This is a genomic window from Paraflavitalea soli, assembly GCF_003555545.1.
GTDB lineage: Bacteria > Bacteroidota > Bacteroidia > Chitinophagales > Chitinophagaceae > Paraflavitalea > Paraflavitalea soli.
The window spans coordinates 4,030,335-4,049,949 of sequence record NZ_CP032157.1 but is presented as its reverse complement, the minus strand read 5'-3'; the positions used below and the strand labels follow the sequence as shown (position 1 = coordinate 4,049,949).

Here is a 19,615-nt window from a genome sequence, read left to right as displayed (position 1 = left end):
CAGCCATTATGAAAACACTATCTATATTTTTATTTGTTATTGCTATCATAGCCTGTGGTAAAGGCAAGAAACTGGAAAAGATAGACCTGATAACCTCACCCGGATTGCAGGATTCTGTCTTTAATGGCCTGCTGGCTACTACCAACTTTGGCATTCCCGAAGATAAATTGGCCGATTCCCTCACTTTTTTATTGCTCCCCATGCATGCCAGTTGCCCGGCCTGTCGCAATAAGACAATTGATAGCATCATGAAGCACCAAAACAACCTGCTGGAGAGGCACTATATTATTATCTCAGCCAACGGAGGCCTCAAGACCATCAACAGTTATTTTAAAGATAGGAAAGGGCAGCTCCCCACAATACCCCACCGGTTGTTCCTGGATAGTACCGCGCTGGCCTCCAAAAACAACCTGTACGATGATAACCCCCTTATTTATTATACCTACAATAAAAAGGCTTATAAAAAGATAACAGCTATCCCGATCACGGTAAAAGAAGACCTGCGGGAATTCTTTTCAGGATACCGGCTCAAACAAGAAGAACAGTAATGCTATGATGCCAAGATTCAAAATAGACTTACAGGTAGATTACCCGGGCAAACCAGACCGGTATTACTCACTGCGACTAAAACAGGCGCTGAAAAACGAACCAGTAACATACGCTATGCCTAAACGTCTATTTGTAATAGCAGATATAGAAGGACATTTCCAGCCTTTTTGCAAGCAATTGCTGAAAAGAAGGATTATTGATAAATACCTCCAGTGGACTTTTGGTGAGGGGCACCTGGTGATCCTGGGTGATTGCTTTCTTGATAGTGATGCCCAGGCAGCGGAGTGCCTTTGGTTTATTTACTCTCTCGAAGAGCAAGCCCGTAAGGAAGGCGGCTATGTACATTTTATCCTGGGCAACCACAAGATCCTTACCAGTGAATGGCGTTCCACCCATCCCCGGTATGCCGAACAAAAAGCTAACAGCAGAAAACCCATCACCGCATTGTACAATGGCAATACAGAATTGTGGCATTGGCTTCAAACTAAAAATGTGATCGAGAAAATCGGACCCTTGCTATTTGTGCATGGTGGTATTCCACCTGCAGTCAATAGCCTTCCTCAATCCCTGGCAGAAATTAACGACCTGGCCCGGGCTAATTATACGAATACGGGCAGTTCATTTACAGATACCGCCCACACCCTGCTGTTTACCGCAGCGGATAGCCCTTTTTACTACCAGGGGTATTATGATGGCACTGCAACCAGCGAACAGGTAGATGCCACCCTTGCCAAATTCGGCGTGCATACCATTATTACCGGCCACACCCTGCAACCAGAGGCAACTGCTTACTTTGACAATAAAGTTATAAGTGTGAATATCAATCCCGAAAGTATAAATGCAGAAGGATTATTCATGATGCGTAAACGCATTTATAGGATCACGAAAGAAGGGAGAAGGGAAAAAATAAAAAAAGGGTAGAGGTCATATTTCTATAAATTCACTCTTCGGCTTTTCCCCCACCTCCGCACTCATCCTCCTCGCCCCACACCAATCCACCATGGTGAGCTGAAATGTACTAATCACCTGCATAAACTCATCATCCGCGCTATCAAACTGCGTAAGACAAAGCGTTTGGATCAGCCCTTCCCTTACAATGCCATAATAAGTATAACCCTCAGACCGGATTGCAAAACCATCCTGCACAAGTTCATTATTAGCCAGCGCTACATTCCCCAACACAGGATTGGGCACCAGCCCACAAAATGCATCCCAAGGAATGGACAACCCTGGTTGGCCAGCATCATGCCTGCTGTATTGTTGTTCATAACCCAGCAAGGGATTGGGTTGTCCGGTAAGAATGGCCTCAATCAATTTAATGGCTTCTTCTATCTCTCCGGATCGGCTGAGTGGTAAGAATTCTACCTGTCGCCAATCGTCCTGATCAAGCTCCAGGGTAAAGGCCTGGAACAAACTGTCTGCACCAGTTACCGGCAATTCCTTACAAATCGAGGGTAGGTTAAACTTTAATTCGAGCGCGTCAGCACTATCTGCACGCCGTACCTCCAGCATAAGCCGCTTGCTAAACAGGAAATCATCCGCCAAAATAGGATCCGCCTTCAACACACGCCAGTTAGAATTATCAATGTTTAGTATAGTAGGTCTGTTGAACGCCCCTGGCAATTGCGCCGCCGGAATGGTATGTTTACCCAGGCTTTTTCCCGTAACAGCATCAATCAACGTAACCTTGATCTTTTTGGGAAACAGTTGCAAGGCCGAGCCTATCACCTTTGCATAGTTCATACAATAAGTTTTGTAGAATGATTATTTACACCGATAGCGGAAAACCTATCTCGTCCGGATGGCAAAACCTGAGCAGGAAATGCATCACACCGCTATTGCCCAACATAAAATTGGCTACCGGCTGCCGCTCATGTTCCACCAGCCAATAATTGCCATGTTTGGGATGTTCCTTTTTCAGCTGCATGATCACCTGCGCTATCCAACCTGCCCGGTCCAGCCATTCCTGGTCCCTCAACACCCGGTAGGCTTCCAGGTACACTTCACCAAGGCCGCTTAGCCCCTGCCATTGGCTGATATTCGTGTCGGTAATAGCCACAGGAATACTGCGTAAAGCACCGAGTGCATATTCTTTATATTCTTGCCTTCCTGTATACTCATAGGCTTTAATAAAGGTCAGGGCTATTCCACTACTGCCATCAGACCAGCCATAATTCAACTCTTTATCCCGGGAAGAACGCCATTGATAAGTATCCTTCTTCCGGGCGGCCTTTTTCATCAGCCACCGAAGCCCCTGCTCCGTCATTTCCTGTACAACAGTATTGTCAGGATAACATTTTCCCAACTCCAATAGAAAGTAAAGGGTGCCGGCCATACCAAAAGCAAAACCCGGACTCACTTTTTTCTTATGATTCTTGCTATACTTCTTTTTGATAAACCCATTCGTCCACGAGCCATCTTCCTCCTGTTTATCCGATAAGAACTGCGCATAGCGTTCCAGGCGCTCCCGTAACGTAGCAGGACTAATAAACGCTTTGCACACCATATTGGCCAGACCCTGACCGGCCACACCACCAATCATATTGGTAGTATCATTTTTCTTCTCCAGCAATTTGTCGATCCATTCCAGGTGCTCCTCTGAGGTTTCTATTAGCCCATGTTTTACAGCGGAAGTCAACACCGCTGCAATACCATCCGACGCGTAATGCAGACCCCCGGATGCCTTCCTGAGCCGTTTAATGTATTTGATCCTTACCAGTTCGAGCGCCTTGTCAACAAAAGGAAGCGTAACATCTACATCAAGCCCTGCTTTTTTAGCCTGCGCCAGCAGGTACACAACCCCTGTAACACCCCGGTTGTAGCTGGCATACCACTGTTTGCGCAGCTTATGCTTGTCATCACCGGTGGGTGGTGTCATATCATCCGAGAACCATCCTTTTTCTTCATCCGCCAATAGGGGAGAAGCCAACGTATGGATCGTAGCTTGCAGCGTAGCCAATATATCCTCCTTGCTAAATAGCCCGGGTTGGTTCACGGGTCTGGATACTTTCTTCTTCAGGTCTTTTTTATACTGCAGTATTACTTCTTTAACTTCCGCAGCTGCAGGTCGGGCAACATCCTCCGGAGCAAGACAGCGAAGCACTACCGCTGCTATCGCCTTGTCGGGAATAAAGAAGGCCACTTTTTTCCGCAATACCTCCATGGGCTCCCGGGATAGCTTGCCCGGCGCCACCCCCGTCCACATTTGTAAAATAATAGCCCCCAAAGCAAAAATATCTTCAGCCTTAGTAGGCGTTTGGATCGCTTCCTGCTGGGTCGACATATACCCATGCGTACCCAGCGGAAAAGGGGGCGTAGGAAACTGCGTATCCAGCGCATAACACATTTCCATATCGATCAATGCCACCTTTCCACCAGGAGTTACCATATAGTTGTTAGGCGTAGCATCCCGGTGCACAATTTGCTGCCCATGCAGCACCGTGAGAATATCAGTAATTTGTATTAAGTAGTCCAAAAGTTGCTTTCCCAACTTATTACCCGTAATGACCGATTCCCGTATTACCGTTCTGTTTTCCGAACAAACCTTCTGTAAAGCCTTTCCCTTGATATGCTCGATCACCAGGTAATAATTGCCACGCTCTTCAAAATGACCCAGCAAACGTGGTATACGTACTTTAGCCTGTAGCTGTTCGTGCAATTGTTTTTGCCATTTCAGCCGGTCAATAATATCACGGCCCTCTTTATCCTTTGTATCTCCATAACTACCTTCCTTGATCACACAAAAACCCCAATTCGTGAGGCTTTTAATATACAGGCATTTCACCACATCATTTTTCTGGCTTTCCTTATAACTTTTTACAATGATATAGTTATAGCCCACCCGCTTGCCGGCTTTTTTTTCTACTTTTCCCTTGGGCTGCGCCTCTTGTTCGGGACCTTCTTCTGCAGGAGGAACCTCAGAAGCCTGAGAGAAGATTACTTCTTCCTCGACCTTTGGTTGCAAAATTTCTGATTTCATGGTTTCAAGATTCTTGATGAGCAATAGCATGATGACCCACTGCCAATACCAGCAGCAGCAGAATACAGCATGTATTATACATACTGTATTCCGACTACCGGTCGCTGTATTCACATTTCTAATTTACAGCTGCTCACTGCACCCATTTTGCAGTACAGTATTATAATTCAGAAAGGGCTAAGCTGATTTTTTGATGACTGGTGTAGTATCGTCTTTTACTTCCTCTTTCTTGATGTCCGGCTGAAAACAAATAATAAATTGCCCCTCTTCACTGTAATAATAAGTTTCCCGGTAAGGATCAAATTTGATAGGTGCGCCAAGATCCCGCATGAGGTTGAGGTACTGATAAATATTTCTTTCAGACATTTTTAATCTGGCCGCCAATTCAGCCGGGGTACCGGTTCCCTTGATTCGGATAAGGCGGTCTATGCGTTCCAGACGTTCCAGGATGTTCTTACGCATGACACAATGGTTTAATGGTGAACGGTTTTGTGGATAATGAACAGTCGATAATAACAAGGATGGCTGATGAACAGTACAGCCTTCACACTTAAAATACCAGGGGAGAGTAAGATGATCAATTTAATACAGGGGGCGACGCTGCAGAGGAGTGCAGGATCGGTGGCCGTCGTCGGCGTTTTTTTTCCAGCATGATGCCCCAGGCACTAAGCAATACAAAGACAAGGTTGAAAGCAATGTGCACGCCCCACGACATTTCTTCCAATACTCCCCCGCAGGAGCAGGGGATGTCATCATAAAAAGACAACATCACAATAATGTACAACGTAAACAACAACATCAACACAAAGGAGGCATAGAACCCCGCCAGGCGCAAAAAAGGCAAAGACAGCATCACGGCAATTAGAAGCTCCGTAGCCGGCACGGCCCATTCCAATATACCGGCAAAAGGAGCTATGATGGGTGATTCACCAAGGCCGAATCGAAAGTTGTCGTAATCATTCAGTTTGGCCAGTGCAGCATAGACCATCAGTAGGATAAGGAGCAGGGATACGATCCCCACTATAAAGGTTTTCTTCATCACTGTAACAATTTCTTAATGTTAGGGTCTTACATGGGCACAGCAGGGATCACCCGCCTGTTAAGCATGTTCCAATAGTTAATGCAAGTGAGCCAAGGGTACCAGGATGCTAATCAGTGAGCCTGTAGCAGTGGTTATAAGGGTTAAAAAGAGAGGGTCAGTATATATATTGACAAATACCTCAACCAGTGGCTTTTCAGCCCTACAACAATTTCAGATAACCCGGACCGGCGAACATCAGCTATCGTAGCATTCCCGTTTTTGAAAAGGAAAAGGCCCGGGTTATTGAAATTGCGTAGTTTTTCTCATGATCATGTGGACCTTCTGGTTTCCAGGTCCGTACTATAAATTTCCTCTATTATTCACCATCTTGTTTTAGATATCGGGATCAAAATTTCCATATTTGACCACTAAGCCAATTGTTAACATTGGGTTAAGTGTTTTCGCATACGAATTTTGCGGAAAACAGCCTCCAAATGCATCATCCATGCCCTGAAATCGAAGGGCAAAAGCAGGAATACTGCAACAAAGATCGCAGAAACCACTAGCAACGGGCCTATTGCCGATTCACGATTGCCGGTTGCCGAAATTATCCACCTCCTGTTATTAAGTTAATTTGACCTACCCCGCCATGAAGGTTAAGTTTGTATTCGCTCTTTTACAAAGTATTGTACCGGTGCCTGCTCTATTACTCTCATAAACAGGAGGTTAGACAGGATTAAAAGGGAACCATGTGAAAATCATGGGCTGTTGCGCAACTGTGAATTCCGTGAAACAAAAAACGTGAAACGTGAAAAAGACCAGCGTCAAAAAACGCCTCCTTGCCACGTCTGCCGTTTGTTTGCTCACGTAAAAAGTCAGATACCTGCCGTACAATTAGTGCCTCACCTTCGCATCAAAGGTTATTGCACTGCTATACATGTCACACACTGACCAGTCACCCCTTCGGACAGTGCCGTGACCAGGTATTGTGTTGTTCCCTTTTGTAACGGGTGATTTTTTGGTTCCATCCATGGAATGCTATTCTATTGGAGGGGAATCGTCGTCGCATACATTAACCAAACGGTTCTAAAAATATACCATGAGCAACGAGAACGAAATATTACTGCAGGAAAACAAAGACCGCTTTGTTATTCTGCCTATTAACTACCCCCGCGTGTGGGAGATGTACAAAAAGCATGAGGCCAGCTTTTGGACAGCGGAAGAGATTGACCTCAGCGGCGACCTGCAGCACTGGGCCAACTTAAACGATGGGGAACGTCATTTTATTTCACATGTCCTGGCCTTTTTTGCGGCAAGCGATGGTATTGTGAATGAAAACCTGGCCGTCAACTTCATGAGCGAAGTCCAACTGCCCGAAGCCCGTTGTTTTTACGGATTCCAGATCATGATGGAAAATATCCATTCCGAAACATACGCCTTGCTCATCGATACCTATATTAAAGATCCACAGGAAAAACACCGTTTATTCCACGCCATCGATACAGTACCGGCTGTGAAGAAGAAGGCAGAATGGGCCCTGCGTTGGATCGAGAATGGCAGCTTTGCAGAAAGACTCGTAGCCTTTGCCGCCGTAGAAGGTATTTTCTTCAGTGGTAGCTTTTGCTCCATCTTCTGGATGAAAAAGCGCGGCTTGATGCCCGGCCTCACCTTCAGCAATGAACTGATCAGCCGCGATGAAGGCCTCCATTGCGAATTCGCCTGCCTGCTGTACAGCATGCTGAGCAACAAAATGACAAAGGAAGAGGTGTATGCCATTATCGGCGATGCCGTAAAGATTGAAAAGGAATTCATTACAGAAGCCCTTCCCGTAGACCTGATCGGCATGAACGCCAAACTGATGCAGCAATACATTGAATTTGTGGCCGACCGCTGGCTGGCTGAACTGGGGTATCCCAAAATGTTCAACAATACCAATCCATTCGACTTCATGGAGATGATCTCCCTCGAAGGAAAAACAAACTTCTTCGAAAAGAGAGTAGGGGATTACCAGAAAAGCGGTGTGATGGGCAGCAAAGAATCACAAAGTTTTTCTTTGGAAGAAGACTTCTAAGAGAGGTATTGCTAAAACCTAATACCTAAAAGCTAACAGCTAACAGCTCTAAACTTATACTTACTAACCATAAAAGATTTTATCCATGTTTGTAATAAAAAGAAACGGCAAAAAAGAACCTGTCAAGTTCGACAAGATCACTGCCCGCATAGAAAAACTATGCTATGGGCTGGACAGAAGGTTTGTGAATTCCATCGACGTAGCAAAGAAAGTAATTGAAGGCCTGTACGATGGTGTTACCACTACCGAGCTGGATAACCTGGCCGCTGAAACAGCAGCCTCCCTTACCGTAAAACACCCCGACTATGCATTGTTGGCCAGCCGTATCGCGGTGAGCAACCTGCATAAGAATACCATAAAGAGCTTCTCCGGCACCATGGAATTGCTGTACAACTGCAGGGACAGCAAAGCTGGTAAAGCCGCGCCGCTGCTGGCTGATGATGTGTGGGAGATCATCCAGCAACATGCTGAACTGCTCGATTCTACCATCATCTACGACCGCGACTACAGCTTTGACTATTTCGGGTTTAAAACACTCGAAAAATCATACCTGCTCAAAGTAGAAGGTCAGGTAGTGGAGCGCCCCCAGCACATGTTCATGCGGGTATCTGTGGGTATTCACAAAGAAGATATTGATAGCGCTATCAAGACCTACCACCTCATGTCTGAACGCTGGTTCACACATGCTACGCCTACCTTGTTCAATGCAGGTACCCCCAAGCCTCAAATGAGCAGTTGCTTCCTCCTCACGATGAAGGAAGACAGCATCGATGGTATTTATGATACCCTGAAACAAACAGCCAAAATATCACAGAGCGCTGGTGGTATCGGTCTGTCTATTCACGGCATCCGTGCTACAGGCAGCTATATCGGTGGAACAAATGGTACCAGCAACGGTATTATCCCCATGCTGCGCGTATTCAATGATACTGCCCGTTATGTAGACCAGGGTGGTGGCAAACGCAAAGGCGCTTTCGCCATCTATTTAGAGCCCTGGCATGCTGATGTATTTGAATTCCTCGACCTGCGCAAAAACCACGGTAAGGAAGAAATGCGTGCAAGAGATTTGTTCTATGCCCTGTGGATTCCCGATCTGTTCATGCAGCGCGTAGAAAGCAATGGCGAATGGAGCCTCTTCTGCCCCCATGAAGCGCCAGGTTTACATGAGTGCTGGGGTGCTGAGTTTGAAGCCCTCTATGCAAAATACGAGCAGGAAGGAAGAGCCCGTAGAACCGTCAAGGCACAAGACCTCTGGTTTGCTATTCTGGATGCACAAATTGAAACCGGTACACCATATTTGTTGTACAAGGATTCAGCCAATCGCAAGTCAAACCAGCAAAACCTGGGTACCATCAAGAGCAGCAACCTGTGTACCGAGATATTGGAATTCACTTCCGAAAATGAAGTAGCTGTATGTAACTTGGCGTCCCTCGCATTGCCCCGCTTTGTCACCAATGGCGTGTTCGATCACCAGACTTTATACGATGTAACTTATCAGGCCACCAAGAACCTGAATAAGATCATCGACAATAACTATTATCCCGTAGAGGAAGCCCGCACCTCCAATCTGCGCCACCGTCCTATCGGATTGGGTGTTCAGGGCCTGGCAGATGCCTTTATCCTGATGCGCCTGCCTTTTGAAAGTGCTGAAGCTAAACAGCTGAATAAAGAGATCTTCGAGACCATCTATTTTGCTGCCATGACCGCCAGCAAAGACCTGGCTAAAGCAGAAGGTCCTTACGAAACATTTGCTGGTTCTCCTGCTTCCAAAGGTCAGTTCCAATTTGATCTCTGGAATACAGAACCTACCATGCGTTGGGATTGGTACCGACTGAAAGATGAGGTAATGAAACATGGTATCCGCAACTCTTTGCTGGTGGCCCCCATGCCTACAGCTTCTACTTCTCAGATCCTCGGTAATAACGAGTGCTTTGAACCCTATACTTCCAACATTTACGTACGTCGTGTACTGAGTGGTGAGTTTGTAGTGGTAAACAAGCACCTGCTGAAAGACCTGGTAGAGTTGAACCTGTGGAACGATGACATGAAGAACAAGATCATTACACACAATGGTTCTATCCAGAAAATTGATGGTATCCCTGAGAATATCAAGAACATCTATAAAACAGTTTGGGAGATCAAGCAACGTACACTGATCGATATGGCTGCTGACCGTGGCGCCTATATCTGCCAGTCACAATCCCTCAACCTGTTTGTGGATACACCTACAACCGGTAAACTGACCTCCATGCACTTCTACGCCTGGAAACAAGGTTTGAAGACCGGTATGTACTACCTCCGTACAAAGGCAGCTTCACAGGCCGTACAGTTTACCGTGGAAAAACAAGGCGGTAAAATGACCGAGCCACTTACCGATAACCATTCCCTGAAAGTAGTGGAAGGTGCTGATGGAGACGTGATCCCTGTAGGAGCTACTTGTACCATGGAAGAAGGTTGTGTAACCTGCAGTGCATAAGAGTTAAGAAACAAATGTCAGTCTGAGCTTGTCGAAGACGACTAAAGGATAATAAAAAGCGCTCTCTTTACCGGGAGCGCTTTTTTGTTTCATCAGCCAGGAGTATCACTGACCACTCACGCTTACCACCGCCATCCCCTTGTGTTGCGGCAGATCGTAGAATTCATCTTTACGGCAGGCATTGACCCCCATAAACAGTATCCAGGGTGCATCGGGTGAAGGCATGGGTAATTGGAAGTGTAGTGGCTCCAATGCATCTTTAAAAAGGATCAAGGGTGTTTTCGCCATGGCCTTGCTCACAGTATCTTCGTTAAAATCGGGATACACAGCAACAACACTCAACTGGTATCCATCCAGGTAAGGCTTTTTTGCCCATTTGGGATGCTGTAACAAATTAACCGTTACATCCAGCATACTATCAGTGCTCACCGCATCAATGGTAAATTGGTCATGCAGCAAAGTGTCCAGCTTATGCGTCTTGCTGCACTCCAGCTTCAACAATCCTTTAAAGCTAAAACCATTGTCCGCTTTCAGTTGTTTTCTAAAAACAGACAACAGGTCAGGCCATAGACCACCATCTTTATGCAGATCACGTACCGCATTAAAGATCAGCTTAGCCGGTTTATTGCTGTTGAGCAGTCGTTCTTTACTTTGTTGCAATTCTTCATTAATGGAGATAGGAGTGTAAGTACCCCTGGCAGCACGGGCATGTTTGCCATATCTTTTACTGTTGACGAAGGTCACCCCCATCAGGGTTCCCTCGAACTTAATAAGTGAAGGACTTAACTTGGCCATAAGGATCGGATTTTGTAAATTGATTAATAGGAAATGATTTCATACCTAATTTAAGATTTTTTATCATATGTCCTGTATTTTGCATCAAAAAAACTTCCCTTCCAGCGTTGTTCCAGCGCCACCACAGCGACATTCTAACGACCTCTAAGCGACCTTCCAGCGACCTTGTAGCGACGTTATAGCGACCTTATAGCGACATACCTTCGCTGATCCTTCATATACAAGCCGTTGTACAGCCGTATATCACCCATGTCCAGGTTATTTCTCAGCCAGATTTTCCTGCTTTTTTTGACAGACCGTTCATTATCAATTACTTAATTTAAGACCTCCCAATTTCCCATTCCGGGAATTTTGTACGCATTCACCTCCTACCTCTTCATCTAAAACTTTCTTACTTCCTATATTCCACTTTCCCCATCGAGGCTGCCTTTCGCTCACAGCTCGCAGCTTCCTTTTTCCTCATCCCGTAACCGTATTTCCCGATTGCGAATGACAGCCTTGTTAAATTGTGGCCATGTCCTTTAAGAAGATCATCGGGAAAGTTCACCTCTGGCTCGGCCTCACATCAGGTCTCATTGTAGTTATTATCGCCCTTACAGGATGCCTCTATGCTTTCCAGGAAGAGATCCAGGACATGATGCAGCCTTTTCGGTACGTAAAAGCCGAAAACAAGTCCTTTATCCAGCCGTCCAGGCTAAAAGCGATCGCTGAAGCAGCCTTACCCGGCAAGCATATCCATAGCGTGGGCTACGGCAGTAAGACCGATGCCGTAAAAGCCTCCTTTTATGCCGCCGAGCCCGGGGAATATTATTATATGGTCTACATCAACCCATATAGTGGTGAAGTAATCAAGGTCCTGGATATGGAGTCAGGTTTCTTTCCCTGGGTGCTGGATGGACACTTTTACCTCTGGCTGCCACCCACTATTGGCCAGCCCGTAGTGGCCACAGCTACCCTCATATTTGTGGTGATGATGATCTCAGGCATTATTCTCTGGTGGCCTAAGAATAAAGCTGCCCGCAAGCAGCGATTCAAAGTAAAATGGAACGCCCGCTGGCGTCGCGTGAACTACGATTTGCACAATGTATTTGGCTTTTATATAACCTGGGTGGTTATCTTCATTGCATTGACCGGCCTGGTGTGGGGATTCCAATGGTTTGCCAAAGCAGCTTATTGGGGCGTAGGAGGGGAGAAAACAACCGAATATATAGAACCCTTGTCTGATACCACACAAAAAGCAATGTATGCACAGCCCGTAGATGTTATATGGAACCGCCTGCAACCCGAAGCCGCCAATGTAGCTACCCTGGAAATGCATTTTCCCACCTCCGACTCAGGAGCGATTGAAGCAGCGCTCAATGCAGATAAGAAGACTTACTGGCAAACAGATTATCGCTTTTACGATCAATACACCCTCAAAGAAATACCCGTATCCCACATATGGGGAAGGATTGACCAGGCTAAAACCGCCGATAAAATATTCCGTATGAATTACGACATTCATACCGGTGCTGTCCTTGGCCTGCCAGGCAAATTCCTTGCTTTCTTTGCCAGCCTCATTGCCGCCTCCCTGCCTGTCACTGGCTTTATCATCTGGCTCGGACGGAGGAAAAAGAAGATAGCCCACAGCCCAACCACTGTACCTGCGGAAAGCCGCGTCTTATCGCTCAAGTAAAATGGAATGAAGTAAAAGTTATAAACTCTTGGTATAACACCTGGGAATACAATGGGGCATACTACAACAACCCCGCCGGCATAAAGCAAACCAGTATAGATACTACACGCAGATGATCAAACAAAGCAACACGCAGTAATTTTTTTGCCAATACCTTTTGGTTGCGCACCGTTTTGTCTGTGATCTTAAGCAGTTCAGCTATTTCATTATTCTTGCGGCCTTCCAGGTAGGAGAGCGTGAACACCGCTTTGCACTGCTGGGGGAGTTTTTCGATCTCTGTGTAAATATGGTCCAGTACATCTGCCTTGATCTCATCCCGCATGATCACACTGTCTGTCTCCGGCATCAACTGGTATATAAGCTCTTTCTGATGACTGTTTTCCTTCGCATTGTACTTCAGGTAATCATAGCAGGCATTACGCGCCGTCACAAACAGGAACGCGCGGATCTTTTCATGCGAGGAAAAATTGGGGTGCAGGCGCCAGAGCTTTACAAATGTTTCAGCCGTGATATCCTGCGCTTCCTGGCGGTTTTCCACCATCCGCTTGGCAAAGTTGAAAAGACGGGGGTAATAGATATTATAGATAGTAGTAAAAGCACGGGTATTTCCCTGTGTAAATTGGGTCACTAAGTCTTGTCCCAAGTGCTTCATCGGAGCCTGTACTTTTTTGGAATTACGAATTAAAAATAGCTACTGAATTAAGGATGGATCCTGGTTAACGCCAGCCCCCTGGCGGTAATCTGACAGCAATGGTAGCAGCGATAAGGTTTAATGGAACGTCAACATACCACAGTAAATACACAATAGGACCGTAGCAATCTATGATAGTGTTTCTTTAGCACCCCTCCACCTGGGCAGGAGATTCCTGCGCCCGGGAGGTCTCTATCGATTTCGGCATGAAAATAAGAAGTTCAGGCGGGATATTCCAAAATTCGTGGATTACTATTTTAAGAAATCTCTGCACATATTGTAGCAAGACTGGGATGGTTGTTGAACCATTAACACAAAATGGCTTTAATCAATTGACACCCATAGCGATTGAGGTATCACGCTTTTTCCAGATATAATAAAGACCGGGCACCTGCCCGGTCTGCCTAATCGTACTTATGCCCTTTACTAAACAAAAATTCTCGTAGCGAAAGCGTCAGCGTAGCCTGTACATAATTCTCTTTGATCAGCCCATTGGTGATCGTTCCCCGCCGGCCCGCCTCTACAGACAAGCCATAGAACAGGCTCCCACTCAGGTAGCCACCATACCCAATACTGCCGCCGATCTCATTGATAGGCGTATTCCTGATACGCAGGTAGGAATTGGTGGTGAAGAAACCTGCCTGTACATAATTCTTCTCATACCGGCGGCCCCAGCGCTCCACCTGGTTCGAAAACTGAACGCCCGCCGACAACCGCCGGCTATCGATCAGCGAATAACCCTGCCCCTTCTGCTTCAGGTCCGTCCAGCTTTGGTAATTGTAATCCACCGCCATCGTCAGCCGGTCCTTATGTGTAAAGGAAATGCCGGCGTCATAAGCCACCGGTAAATAGAAATCTGAACTCTTTACCGACTCATTGTCTTTGATAACCGTAGTACCTTCAGTGATCGACACCGTACGGTCCGAGTTGAGCCTTGTTTTCGTGGTGAGTTTACCGCCTAATGCCACTTTCCAATTCTTGGTAATATTAGTAGAATAGATAGAACCCAATTCAAAACGGAAATTGTTATAATAATCCCTCGTCTTGGTAACGATCGAAGAACTGAGCACCTCTCCCGTCAATGTTTCCGTATGGTTAAGCGAGCCAAAAATAAAAGAGCTCCGTATACCTACCGAAAAATGCTTGCCAATGGCAAAGGCGTTATTCCAATACACATTGTACAATCCGCCATCCCCTTCATAATCGCCGCTGTACGTATCATCCGATCCCTCAATGCTTTTCGTGGCCCCATACCGGTAGCCCGTATAGCTTACCGGCATAAAGCCAACACTGCTGGCCCAGAAATTATTGAGCTTCGTGGCTACCGAGAAACTCTTGATAGAAAAATCCTTCGTTTTGCTGTTGGCCTCGTCAATGGGTGTACCGGCATAAGTAACCGTTTTACCCGTCATCGCCATATTTACATAAATATTACTTCTTTCCAGCCCGCTCAGCGAGGCAGGGTTCTTCAGGAACTGGTAATGCGGACTGCTCACCAGCGAGATCGAGCTATTAGCCATCCCGATGCTGCGATCGTAAAAACGTTGTTCCAGGTCACCCACACCATAAATAGAGTAGGGCGCGTTATAATCCTGTGCACTCGTATGAATTCCAATGATCAATAATAAAATAGTAAGATGTCTACGCATAAGTATCTTTTTACGTGGATCGTTGATCGGGCCGCGGCAACCTATCCGGATTTTACATGCTGCCTTCTGTCTCCTGTATTCTATATTCTGTATTCTGTATTCTTCTTCCTCACTCCACCGTCATTACCGTCAACACCAATTGCGTTTTATATTTCGGATGCGTACGGATGCCCATGAGTCCCCGGTTTAGTTTTTTGGCCGATCCCGGACCTTCCTCCAGTACAAATACGCCACCTTCCGAACTGCCAGCCGTATTCAACAGGTAATTGATATACGATGAAACATCAAAAGTGTAATTCGTATTAAGCCGGTATATATAATCAATTGAAGGAGCACTGTACATCGTGGCCGATCCCCCGGCATCCGGCAACGCGCTGCCGATCGTATTTGTAGCATCTGTCTGTGCCAGGAAAAGCGTATCCGGCAGGCGGTAACCATAACTATCAAATGTCTGTTCTACAGGTTTAATGATCACCTTCGCGTTCAACAGCTTCACTACACTGCCAATGCCCAGTATATTACGCAGCGTAGGGAATTTCATTTTCATCATCACCCCCGTACCTGCCTGCGTAAAAGCATAGGGATATTGTGTGGAAGGGAAGAACTCTTGCTGCCCGGCGAATTTGCGTTCCAGCGGTGTATTCCTACGGTCGCTCAATACCTGGTTATATTGATATTCAGTCCGTGTAAGCGCAAATTCAATCACATGTTCCTGGTAAACAGGGATCGTAGTGTGGTAGTAGAGTTTCATCATTACACTGCTATCCGCAGTAAAGCCAAAGATTGCTCCCTTGTCGTTGTCATTTACCTGGAGGCAAAAACCCCGCAGGTAATTCCGGAAATTATCATCCGTTTTTATTTCCCCTGCCTGCAGTTTGATCTTTCTGAAAAGCTCGTCTCCTTTGCTTTGTGGTAGCCTGATCTGGAGAGAATCATTCCTGCTGGGCCTTATCCGTTGCGTAACACTTCCCAGCACACCTGCAATTTTTGCAGTCGATGAAGTATTGTACAGGTAATTCGAATACGTATAATCCGGTTGATAGGCCAGTTCATAGACCGAAAAGGTCTGCGCCTGTGATGTATCCCCATAATATTGCTTATTGGGCCTGAGCGTCATCGCCAGCGAATCATACACCGCATCATTGGGAAACGTCATATTGGGTACATCAGCAGGCAGCCCCATCTGGAAAAAGCTGCTTGCCCTGGTAACACCCATTACCGGATCTTCCCAGCGCCCCACCAACATGATCTTATTATTGGAGGTAGGAAACGAGTCCAGTACGTATGTTGATATCACCGGTGTTATCGTATCGATCGTAATGATCCGGGTATAACCATCAGTGCCCATGTCTCCAAACTTTATTTCATCTTTATAACAAGCTGTTAACAAACTCAGCAGTAGACAAAGGCCTGGGAGCACAACAGAGGCAGGTTTCGGAATATTCATACACTAATCTGGAATTATGATCAGCGCAATATATTAGGGTAAGCCTGGGTGAGTTTGTTATAATATATGGTTTTGATCGAATAATCGACGAACAGCTTATTTAGGTCTGTGAAGCAGATAAGCGGTAAGCGATGAGCCATTGGTCATTAATGTATTGTTACGAAGGCCTCCGCTATTACTGGCTCTTACCAACAGTTCAGGTCCCCGGGCATTCGTACGCACCCATTCTGTATTCTGAATTCTGTATTCTGTATTCTGTATTCTTTCTCCACCCCCCTCCGCCGATTATAATGAGAAGTTCGTCGATCCAGCCTACCGGCCTATCTATTTTACCAAGATGTTTGGAGATGCTGTAAATACTTTTATCGAAAATAAAGTTATGATACCGGCCAGGTGTGCGGGGAGACCATTCAACCGGCCCTTCATAATAAAAAACTAAAAATGATGAAACAAATTGCTGTTTACGCTGCTGCTTTATTAATTGTATCTACCCCTGTTTTGCTGGTGCCCGGCTGTACCAAGAGTACAAATAACGACGATGACCTGATTGGCAACTGGTCTATAAGCAAAGACTTTGAAAGCGATGCCAGGAGTGAAGCAATATTGTTTACCATTGGTGATAAGGCTTATATAGGCACCGGCGTATCTGCCACAAAACGTTATAATGACCTGTGGGAATACGATTTAGATCGCGATTATTGGACCCGCATGAAAGAATTCCCCGGTGTTGCCAGGAACTCCGCCATTGCCTTCGCGGTGGGCAACAAAGGCTATGTAGGTACAGGTACAGATGGGTACGATGAATTTAACGATATGTATGCATTCGATCCCGTAGCCAATACCTGGGCCCCTGTTAAACCCTTCCCCGGGTCAGCACGCTACAATGCCGTAGCTTTTACCCTCGGCGATAAAGGGTATGTAGGTTCGGGGTATGATGGCAGCGATCTGCAGGATATGTATGCCTATTCACCCGGTACCGACACCTGGGAGCAGGTAAAAAGTATGAACCGCAGAAGATCCGCTGCTACCGCATTTGTAATAGACAACAAGGCTTATGTGTGCAGTGGTAATAACAATGGTACCGCTTTGAATGACCTGCTCGTATATGATCCCGGTACCAAAGACTGGACCGAAAAAAGGAAGATCACCAACGTGTCAGATGAAACCTATGATGATGATTATTCAGGCATTGCCCGTTACAATGCCGTCAGCTTTGTAATGAACAATAAAGGCTACCTCGCTACCGGTACCACCGGTGGTTACGCATCTACCGTTTGGGAATACGATGCCACCGCTGACCAATGGACCCGTAAAACTGATTTTGAAGGTAAGGTGAGAGAAGGTGCATTGGGTATGACATTGAAAAACAGGGGGTTCGTACTTACCGGTCGCAATGGTTCCGAATATTACTACAACATGTTTGAGTTTCATCCCGCCGATGAACAAAACGACGATGACAACCAATAAGGCGCGCCGCATCATAATAGCTGCCGTTGTTATAGCGGTAGCTATTACTTGCACCAAATGGTACTGGTATAAACACCACCAGGCACAAAACCAACTCTCTTATCAGTGTTTCTCCAATGGACAGGGTTGGGGATATGATATCCTGCTGGGTAAAAAAATACTGATACACCAGTCCATCAATCCTGCTGTGAAAGGCAGGATAGCCTATGATAGTAAGCAAGCCGCTGAAGCCGATGCCCGAATTGTTATAGGAAAGATAAAATTGGGTGAAACACCCGTATTTAATTCCCATCAAATGCAGCATACCGGTACCTTGCCTGCTCAATAATATGATGACTAAAGAGAAAGCCCGTGATAGCATAGCCTATATACTGGGATTTAAACCCGTGAAAACTGCACGTCATCGTGTGCTGGTAATCGTGTCACATCTTTTTTTGTGGGGACTTTTTCTGGCTATGCCCTTGCTTATTTACCGTATCAGGATATTGGACATTACATTCTTTTATCGTGAGCTGGTAACAAAGACTTTCCTTGTCATCTTATTCTATGTAAACTATTATTACCTGCTGCCCAGGTTTTTCCAGCGCAGGAAGATTGCTAACTATTTTTTATCCATTACCGCTTCTTTGCTGGTATTGTGCGCCTTAAATATTACTACAGAATATTTTTTCCGGGAGCACCTGCGTGCAAACGCCCGCCATTATATACTGGCCGGTAGAACGGGAGCCGGTGTGATGGCTATCAAAGACTCCATGGTAACTACCGCCTCTGGCATACCAGGTATGCCTCCCGTGGAATTGCGGATGGAAGGAGGGACCATGATACACTCCGGTGCTGTCGCCACACAGGTGGGATTTGTAACAGCCACCAATGAGCTGGATAACGATTCCTTGCGCCGCCGCATGCGCCTCTGGAAAAGATATTTCAATACCCGCCATCCCAATGATACCATGGCTACAGCTGTTGTACGGGCCGAACCTGCCATGCCCTTTTTCAGAACAGGCCCAGGCCCCTTTAACGATAGAAGTATTTTTTGGATGGGCTTTTCGATGGTACTCATGAATACCCTCTCATCGGGCGTCATCATCTTGCTCATCAGTGGTTTCATCAAACTGGCCAATTCCCTTATCATCAGCGAAAAACAGAAAAAGGCACTGGAGAATGAAAGACTCAATGCAGAATTGAATTTCCTGAAGTTGCAGATCAACCCCCATTTCCTGTTCAATACCCTTAATAGTATTTATTCACAGGCCCACCTCAAGTCAGAACAAACAGAATATTCCATTCTCAAGTTCTCTCAGATCATGCGTTATGTATTATATGACAGTACTACCGAAAAAATACCCTTAACAAAAGACCTGGAGTACATCCGCAATTATATTGACCTGCAGAAATTGCGCATCTCCAAAAATATAACCATTCAGTACGAGGTAGCAGGTGTCACCAATGACCTGCTCATTGCACCATTATTGTTGATCACCTTCATTGAAAATGCATTCAAGCATGGCATCAGTTATTCAAGTCCTTCCGCCATTGACATCAAAATAGGCGTTATAGGCACCGACCTTAGACTTACCGTTGGCAATACCATCATCCGGCGACCACTGCCAACCGGTGAAGCAGCGGGTGGGGGAGTAGGCCTTGTCAATGCCCGGCGGCGGTTGGATGTATTATATCCCGGCAGGTACCTGCTTGATATCAATGACAATAACAGTATTTATGTCGTAAACCTCAAGATCAACCTGGACCATGAAACCGAACCTGACCAGATTGCACATATTTGAGCCGCTGTAAA

16 protein-coding genes and 1 riboswitch are annotated in these 19,615 nt (G+C 46.0%); of the genes, 8 read left to right on the top strand and 8 right to left on the bottom strand.

Features of this window, described 5'->3' with window-relative positions:
• Window positions 1-8: 8 nt before the first annotated feature.
• A complete protein-coding gene (locus D3H65_RS14990) occupies window positions 9-548 on the top strand; it encodes a hypothetical protein (RefSeq protein WP_119051089.1) in 540 nt (179 codons plus the stop codon).
• Between the two features lie 4 nt (window positions 549-552).
• Window positions 553-1,470, top strand: coding sequence for a metallophosphoesterase (locus D3H65_RS14985; protein WP_119051088.1), 918 nt, complete (start codon window positions 553-555; stop codon window positions 1,468-1,470).
• A 3-nt stretch (window positions 1,471-1,473) separates the two neighbouring features.
• Here the strand turns inward: D3H65_RS14985 and D3H65_RS14980 are convergent, their stop codons facing one another.
• From D3H65_RS14980 to D3H65_RS14965, 4 genes are all read right to left on the bottom strand, one after another.
• Window positions 1,474-2,292 carry a hypothetical protein gene (locus D3H65_RS14980; protein WP_119051087.1) on the bottom strand — a complete coding sequence of 273 codons (819 nt, stop codon included), beginning with the start codon at window positions 2,290-2,292 and terminating at the stop codon, window positions 1,474-1,476.
• A 25-nt stretch (window positions 2,293-2,317) separates the two neighbouring features.
• Window positions 2,318-4,528 (bottom strand): lanthionine synthetase LanC family protein, encoded by a 2,211-nt coding sequence (locus D3H65_RS14975; protein WP_162915641.1) that lies wholly within the window; start codon window positions 4,526-4,528, stop codon window positions 2,318-2,320.
• A gap of 177 nt (window positions 4,529-4,705) precedes the next feature.
• The gene (locus D3H65_RS14970) at window positions 4,706-4,990 is read right to left on the bottom strand and encodes an HTH domain-containing protein (protein ID WP_119051085.1); all 285 of its coding nucleotides are present in this window, start codon (window positions 4,988-4,990) and stop codon (window positions 4,706-4,708) included.
• Window positions 4,991-5,105: 115 nt separating this feature from the next.
• A complete protein-coding gene (locus D3H65_RS14965; RefSeq protein ID WP_119051084.1) occupies window positions 5,106-5,567 on the bottom strand; it encodes a MauE/DoxX family redox-associated membrane protein in 462 nt (153 codons plus the stop codon).
• Window positions 5,568-6,224: 657 nt separating this feature from the next.
• Window positions 6,225-6,453: riboswitch (cobalamin riboswitch) on the top strand.
• Between the two features lie 195 nt (window positions 6,454-6,648).
• On the opposite strand from D3H65_RS14965, the gene D3H65_RS14960 reads away from it, so the two are divergent.
• Both D3H65_RS14960 and D3H65_RS14955 read left to right on the top strand, forming a co-directional pair.
• Window positions 6,649-7,620 (top strand): ribonucleoside-diphosphate reductase small subunit, encoded by a 972-nt coding sequence (locus D3H65_RS14960; RefSeq protein WP_119051083.1) that lies wholly within the window; start codon window positions 6,649-6,651, stop codon window positions 7,618-7,620.
• 85 nt (window positions 7,621-7,705) lie between these two features.
• Window positions 7,706-10,096 carry a ribonucleoside-diphosphate reductase subunit alpha gene (locus D3H65_RS14955; protein ID WP_119051082.1) on the top strand — a complete coding sequence of 797 codons (2,391 nt, stop codon included), beginning with the start codon at window positions 7,706-7,708 and terminating at the stop codon, window positions 10,094-10,096.
• Between the two features lie 105 nt (window positions 10,097-10,201).
• Here D3H65_RS14955 and D3H65_RS14950 read toward each other — a convergent pair whose 3' ends face one another.
• Window positions 10,202-10,891, bottom strand: a complete 690-nt coding sequence (locus D3H65_RS14950; RefSeq protein WP_119051081.1) for a hypothetical protein — start codon at window positions 10,889-10,891, stop codon at window positions 10,202-10,204.
• A 514-nt stretch (window positions 10,892-11,405) separates the two neighbouring features.
• Here D3H65_RS14950 and D3H65_RS14945 point away from each other — a divergent pair.
• On the top strand, window positions 11,406-12,566 hold the full coding sequence (locus tag D3H65_RS14945; protein ID WP_119051080.1) for a PepSY-associated TM helix domain-containing protein: 1,161 nt from the start codon (window positions 11,406-11,408) through the stop codon (window positions 12,564-12,566).
• A 61-nt stretch (window positions 12,567-12,627) separates the two neighbouring features.
• Here D3H65_RS14945 and D3H65_RS14940 read toward each other — a convergent pair whose 3' ends face one another.
• From D3H65_RS14940 to D3H65_RS14930, 3 genes are all read right to left on the bottom strand, one after another.
• Window positions 12,628-13,218: an RNA polymerase sigma factor gene (locus D3H65_RS14940; RefSeq protein WP_119051079.1), complete on the bottom strand. Its 591-nt coding sequence runs from the start codon at window positions 13,216-13,218 to the stop codon at window positions 12,628-12,630.
• Window positions 13,219-13,661: 443 nt separating this feature from the next.
• Complete coding sequence (locus tag D3H65_RS14935) at window positions 13,662-14,906, bottom strand: hypothetical protein (protein WP_162915640.1); 1,245 nt, start codon at window positions 14,904-14,906, stop codon at window positions 13,662-13,664.
• A 109-nt stretch (window positions 14,907-15,015) separates the two neighbouring features.
• Window positions 15,016-16,254: a DUF4270 family protein gene (locus D3H65_RS14930; protein ID WP_162915639.1), complete on the bottom strand. Its 1,239-nt coding sequence runs from the start codon at window positions 16,252-16,254 to the stop codon at window positions 15,016-15,018.
• Between the two features lie 540 nt (window positions 16,255-16,794).
• Here D3H65_RS14930 and D3H65_RS14925 point away from each other — a divergent pair.
• The 3 genes from D3H65_RS14925 to D3H65_RS14915 are packed head-to-tail and all read left to right on the top strand — an operon-like array spanning window position 16,795 to window position 19,604.
• Window positions 16,795-17,820 (top strand): Kelch repeat-containing protein, encoded by a 1,026-nt coding sequence (locus D3H65_RS14925; RefSeq protein ID WP_119051076.1) that lies wholly within the window; start codon window positions 16,795-16,797, stop codon window positions 17,818-17,820.
• Window positions 17,807-18,148, top strand: a complete 342-nt coding sequence (locus D3H65_RS14920) for a DUF4907 domain-containing protein (RefSeq protein WP_162915638.1) — start codon at window positions 17,807-17,809, stop codon at window positions 18,146-18,148. Before D3H65_RS14925 ends, D3H65_RS14920 begins: the two co-directional genes overlap by 14 nt.
• A gap of 1 nt (window position 18,149) precedes the next feature.
• A complete protein-coding gene (locus D3H65_RS14915; RefSeq protein WP_119051074.1) occupies window positions 18,150-19,604 on the top strand; it encodes a sensor histidine kinase in 1,455 nt (484 codons plus the stop codon).
• Window positions 19,605-19,615 lie beyond the last annotated feature (11 nt).

Bases quoted from the DNA above. Each gene is read 5' to 3' on its own strand.
- D3H65_RS14960 (WP_119051083.1), top strand. From the start codon at position 6,649: ATGAGCAACGAGAACGAAATATTACTGCAGGAAAACAAAGACCGCTTT.
- D3H65_RS14975 (WP_162915641.1), bottom strand. From the start codon at position 4,528: ATGAAATCAGAAATTTTGCAACCAAAGGTCGAGGAAGAAGTAATCTTC.
- D3H65_RS14965 (WP_119051084.1), bottom strand. From the start codon at position 5,567: ATGAAGAAAACCTTTATAGTGGGGATCGTATCCCTGCTCCTTATCCTA.
- D3H65_RS14970 (WP_119051085.1), bottom strand. From the start codon at position 4,990: ATGCGTAAGAACATCCTGGAACGTCTGGAACGCATAGACCGCCTTATC.
- D3H65_RS14945 (WP_119051080.1), top strand. From the start codon at position 11,406: ATGTCCTTTAAGAAGATCATCGGGAAAGTTCACCTCTGGCTCGGCCTC.
- D3H65_RS14930 (WP_162915639.1), bottom strand. From the start codon at position 16,254: ATGGGCACTGATGGTTATACCCGGATCATTACGATCGATACGATAACA.
- D3H65_RS14920 (WP_162915638.1), top strand. From the start codon at position 17,807: ATGACAACCAATAAGGCGCGCCGCATCATAATAGCTGCCGTTGTTATA.
- D3H65_RS14990 (WP_119051089.1), top strand. From the start codon at position 9: ATGAAAACACTATCTATATTTTTATTTGTTATTGCTATCATAGCCTGT.
- D3H65_RS14935 (WP_162915640.1), bottom strand. From the start codon at position 14,906: ATGCGTAGACATCTTACTATTTTATTATTGATCATTGGAATTCATACG.
- D3H65_RS14940 (WP_119051079.1), bottom strand. From the start codon at position 13,218: ATGAAGCACTTGGGACAAGACTTAGTGACCCAATTTACACAGGGAAAT.
- D3H65_RS14985 (WP_119051088.1), top strand. From the start codon at position 553: ATGATGCCAAGATTCAAAATAGACTTACAGGTAGATTACCCGGGCAAA.
- D3H65_RS14915 (WP_119051074.1), top strand. From the start codon at position 18,150: ATGATGACTAAAGAGAAAGCCCGTGATAGCATAGCCTATATACTGGGA.
- D3H65_RS14955 (WP_119051082.1), top strand. From the start codon at position 7,706: ATGTTTGTAATAAAAAGAAACGGCAAAAAAGAACCTGTCAAGTTCGAC.
- D3H65_RS14980 (WP_119051087.1), bottom strand. From the start codon at position 2,292: ATGAACTATGCAAAGGTGATAGGCTCGGCCTTGCAACTGTTTCCCAAA.
- D3H65_RS14925 (WP_119051076.1), top strand. From the start codon at position 16,795: ATGATGAAACAAATTGCTGTTTACGCTGCTGCTTTATTAATTGTATCT.
- D3H65_RS14950 (WP_119051081.1), bottom strand. From the start codon at position 10,891: ATGGCCAAGTTAAGTCCTTCACTTATTAAGTTCGAGGGAACCCTGATG.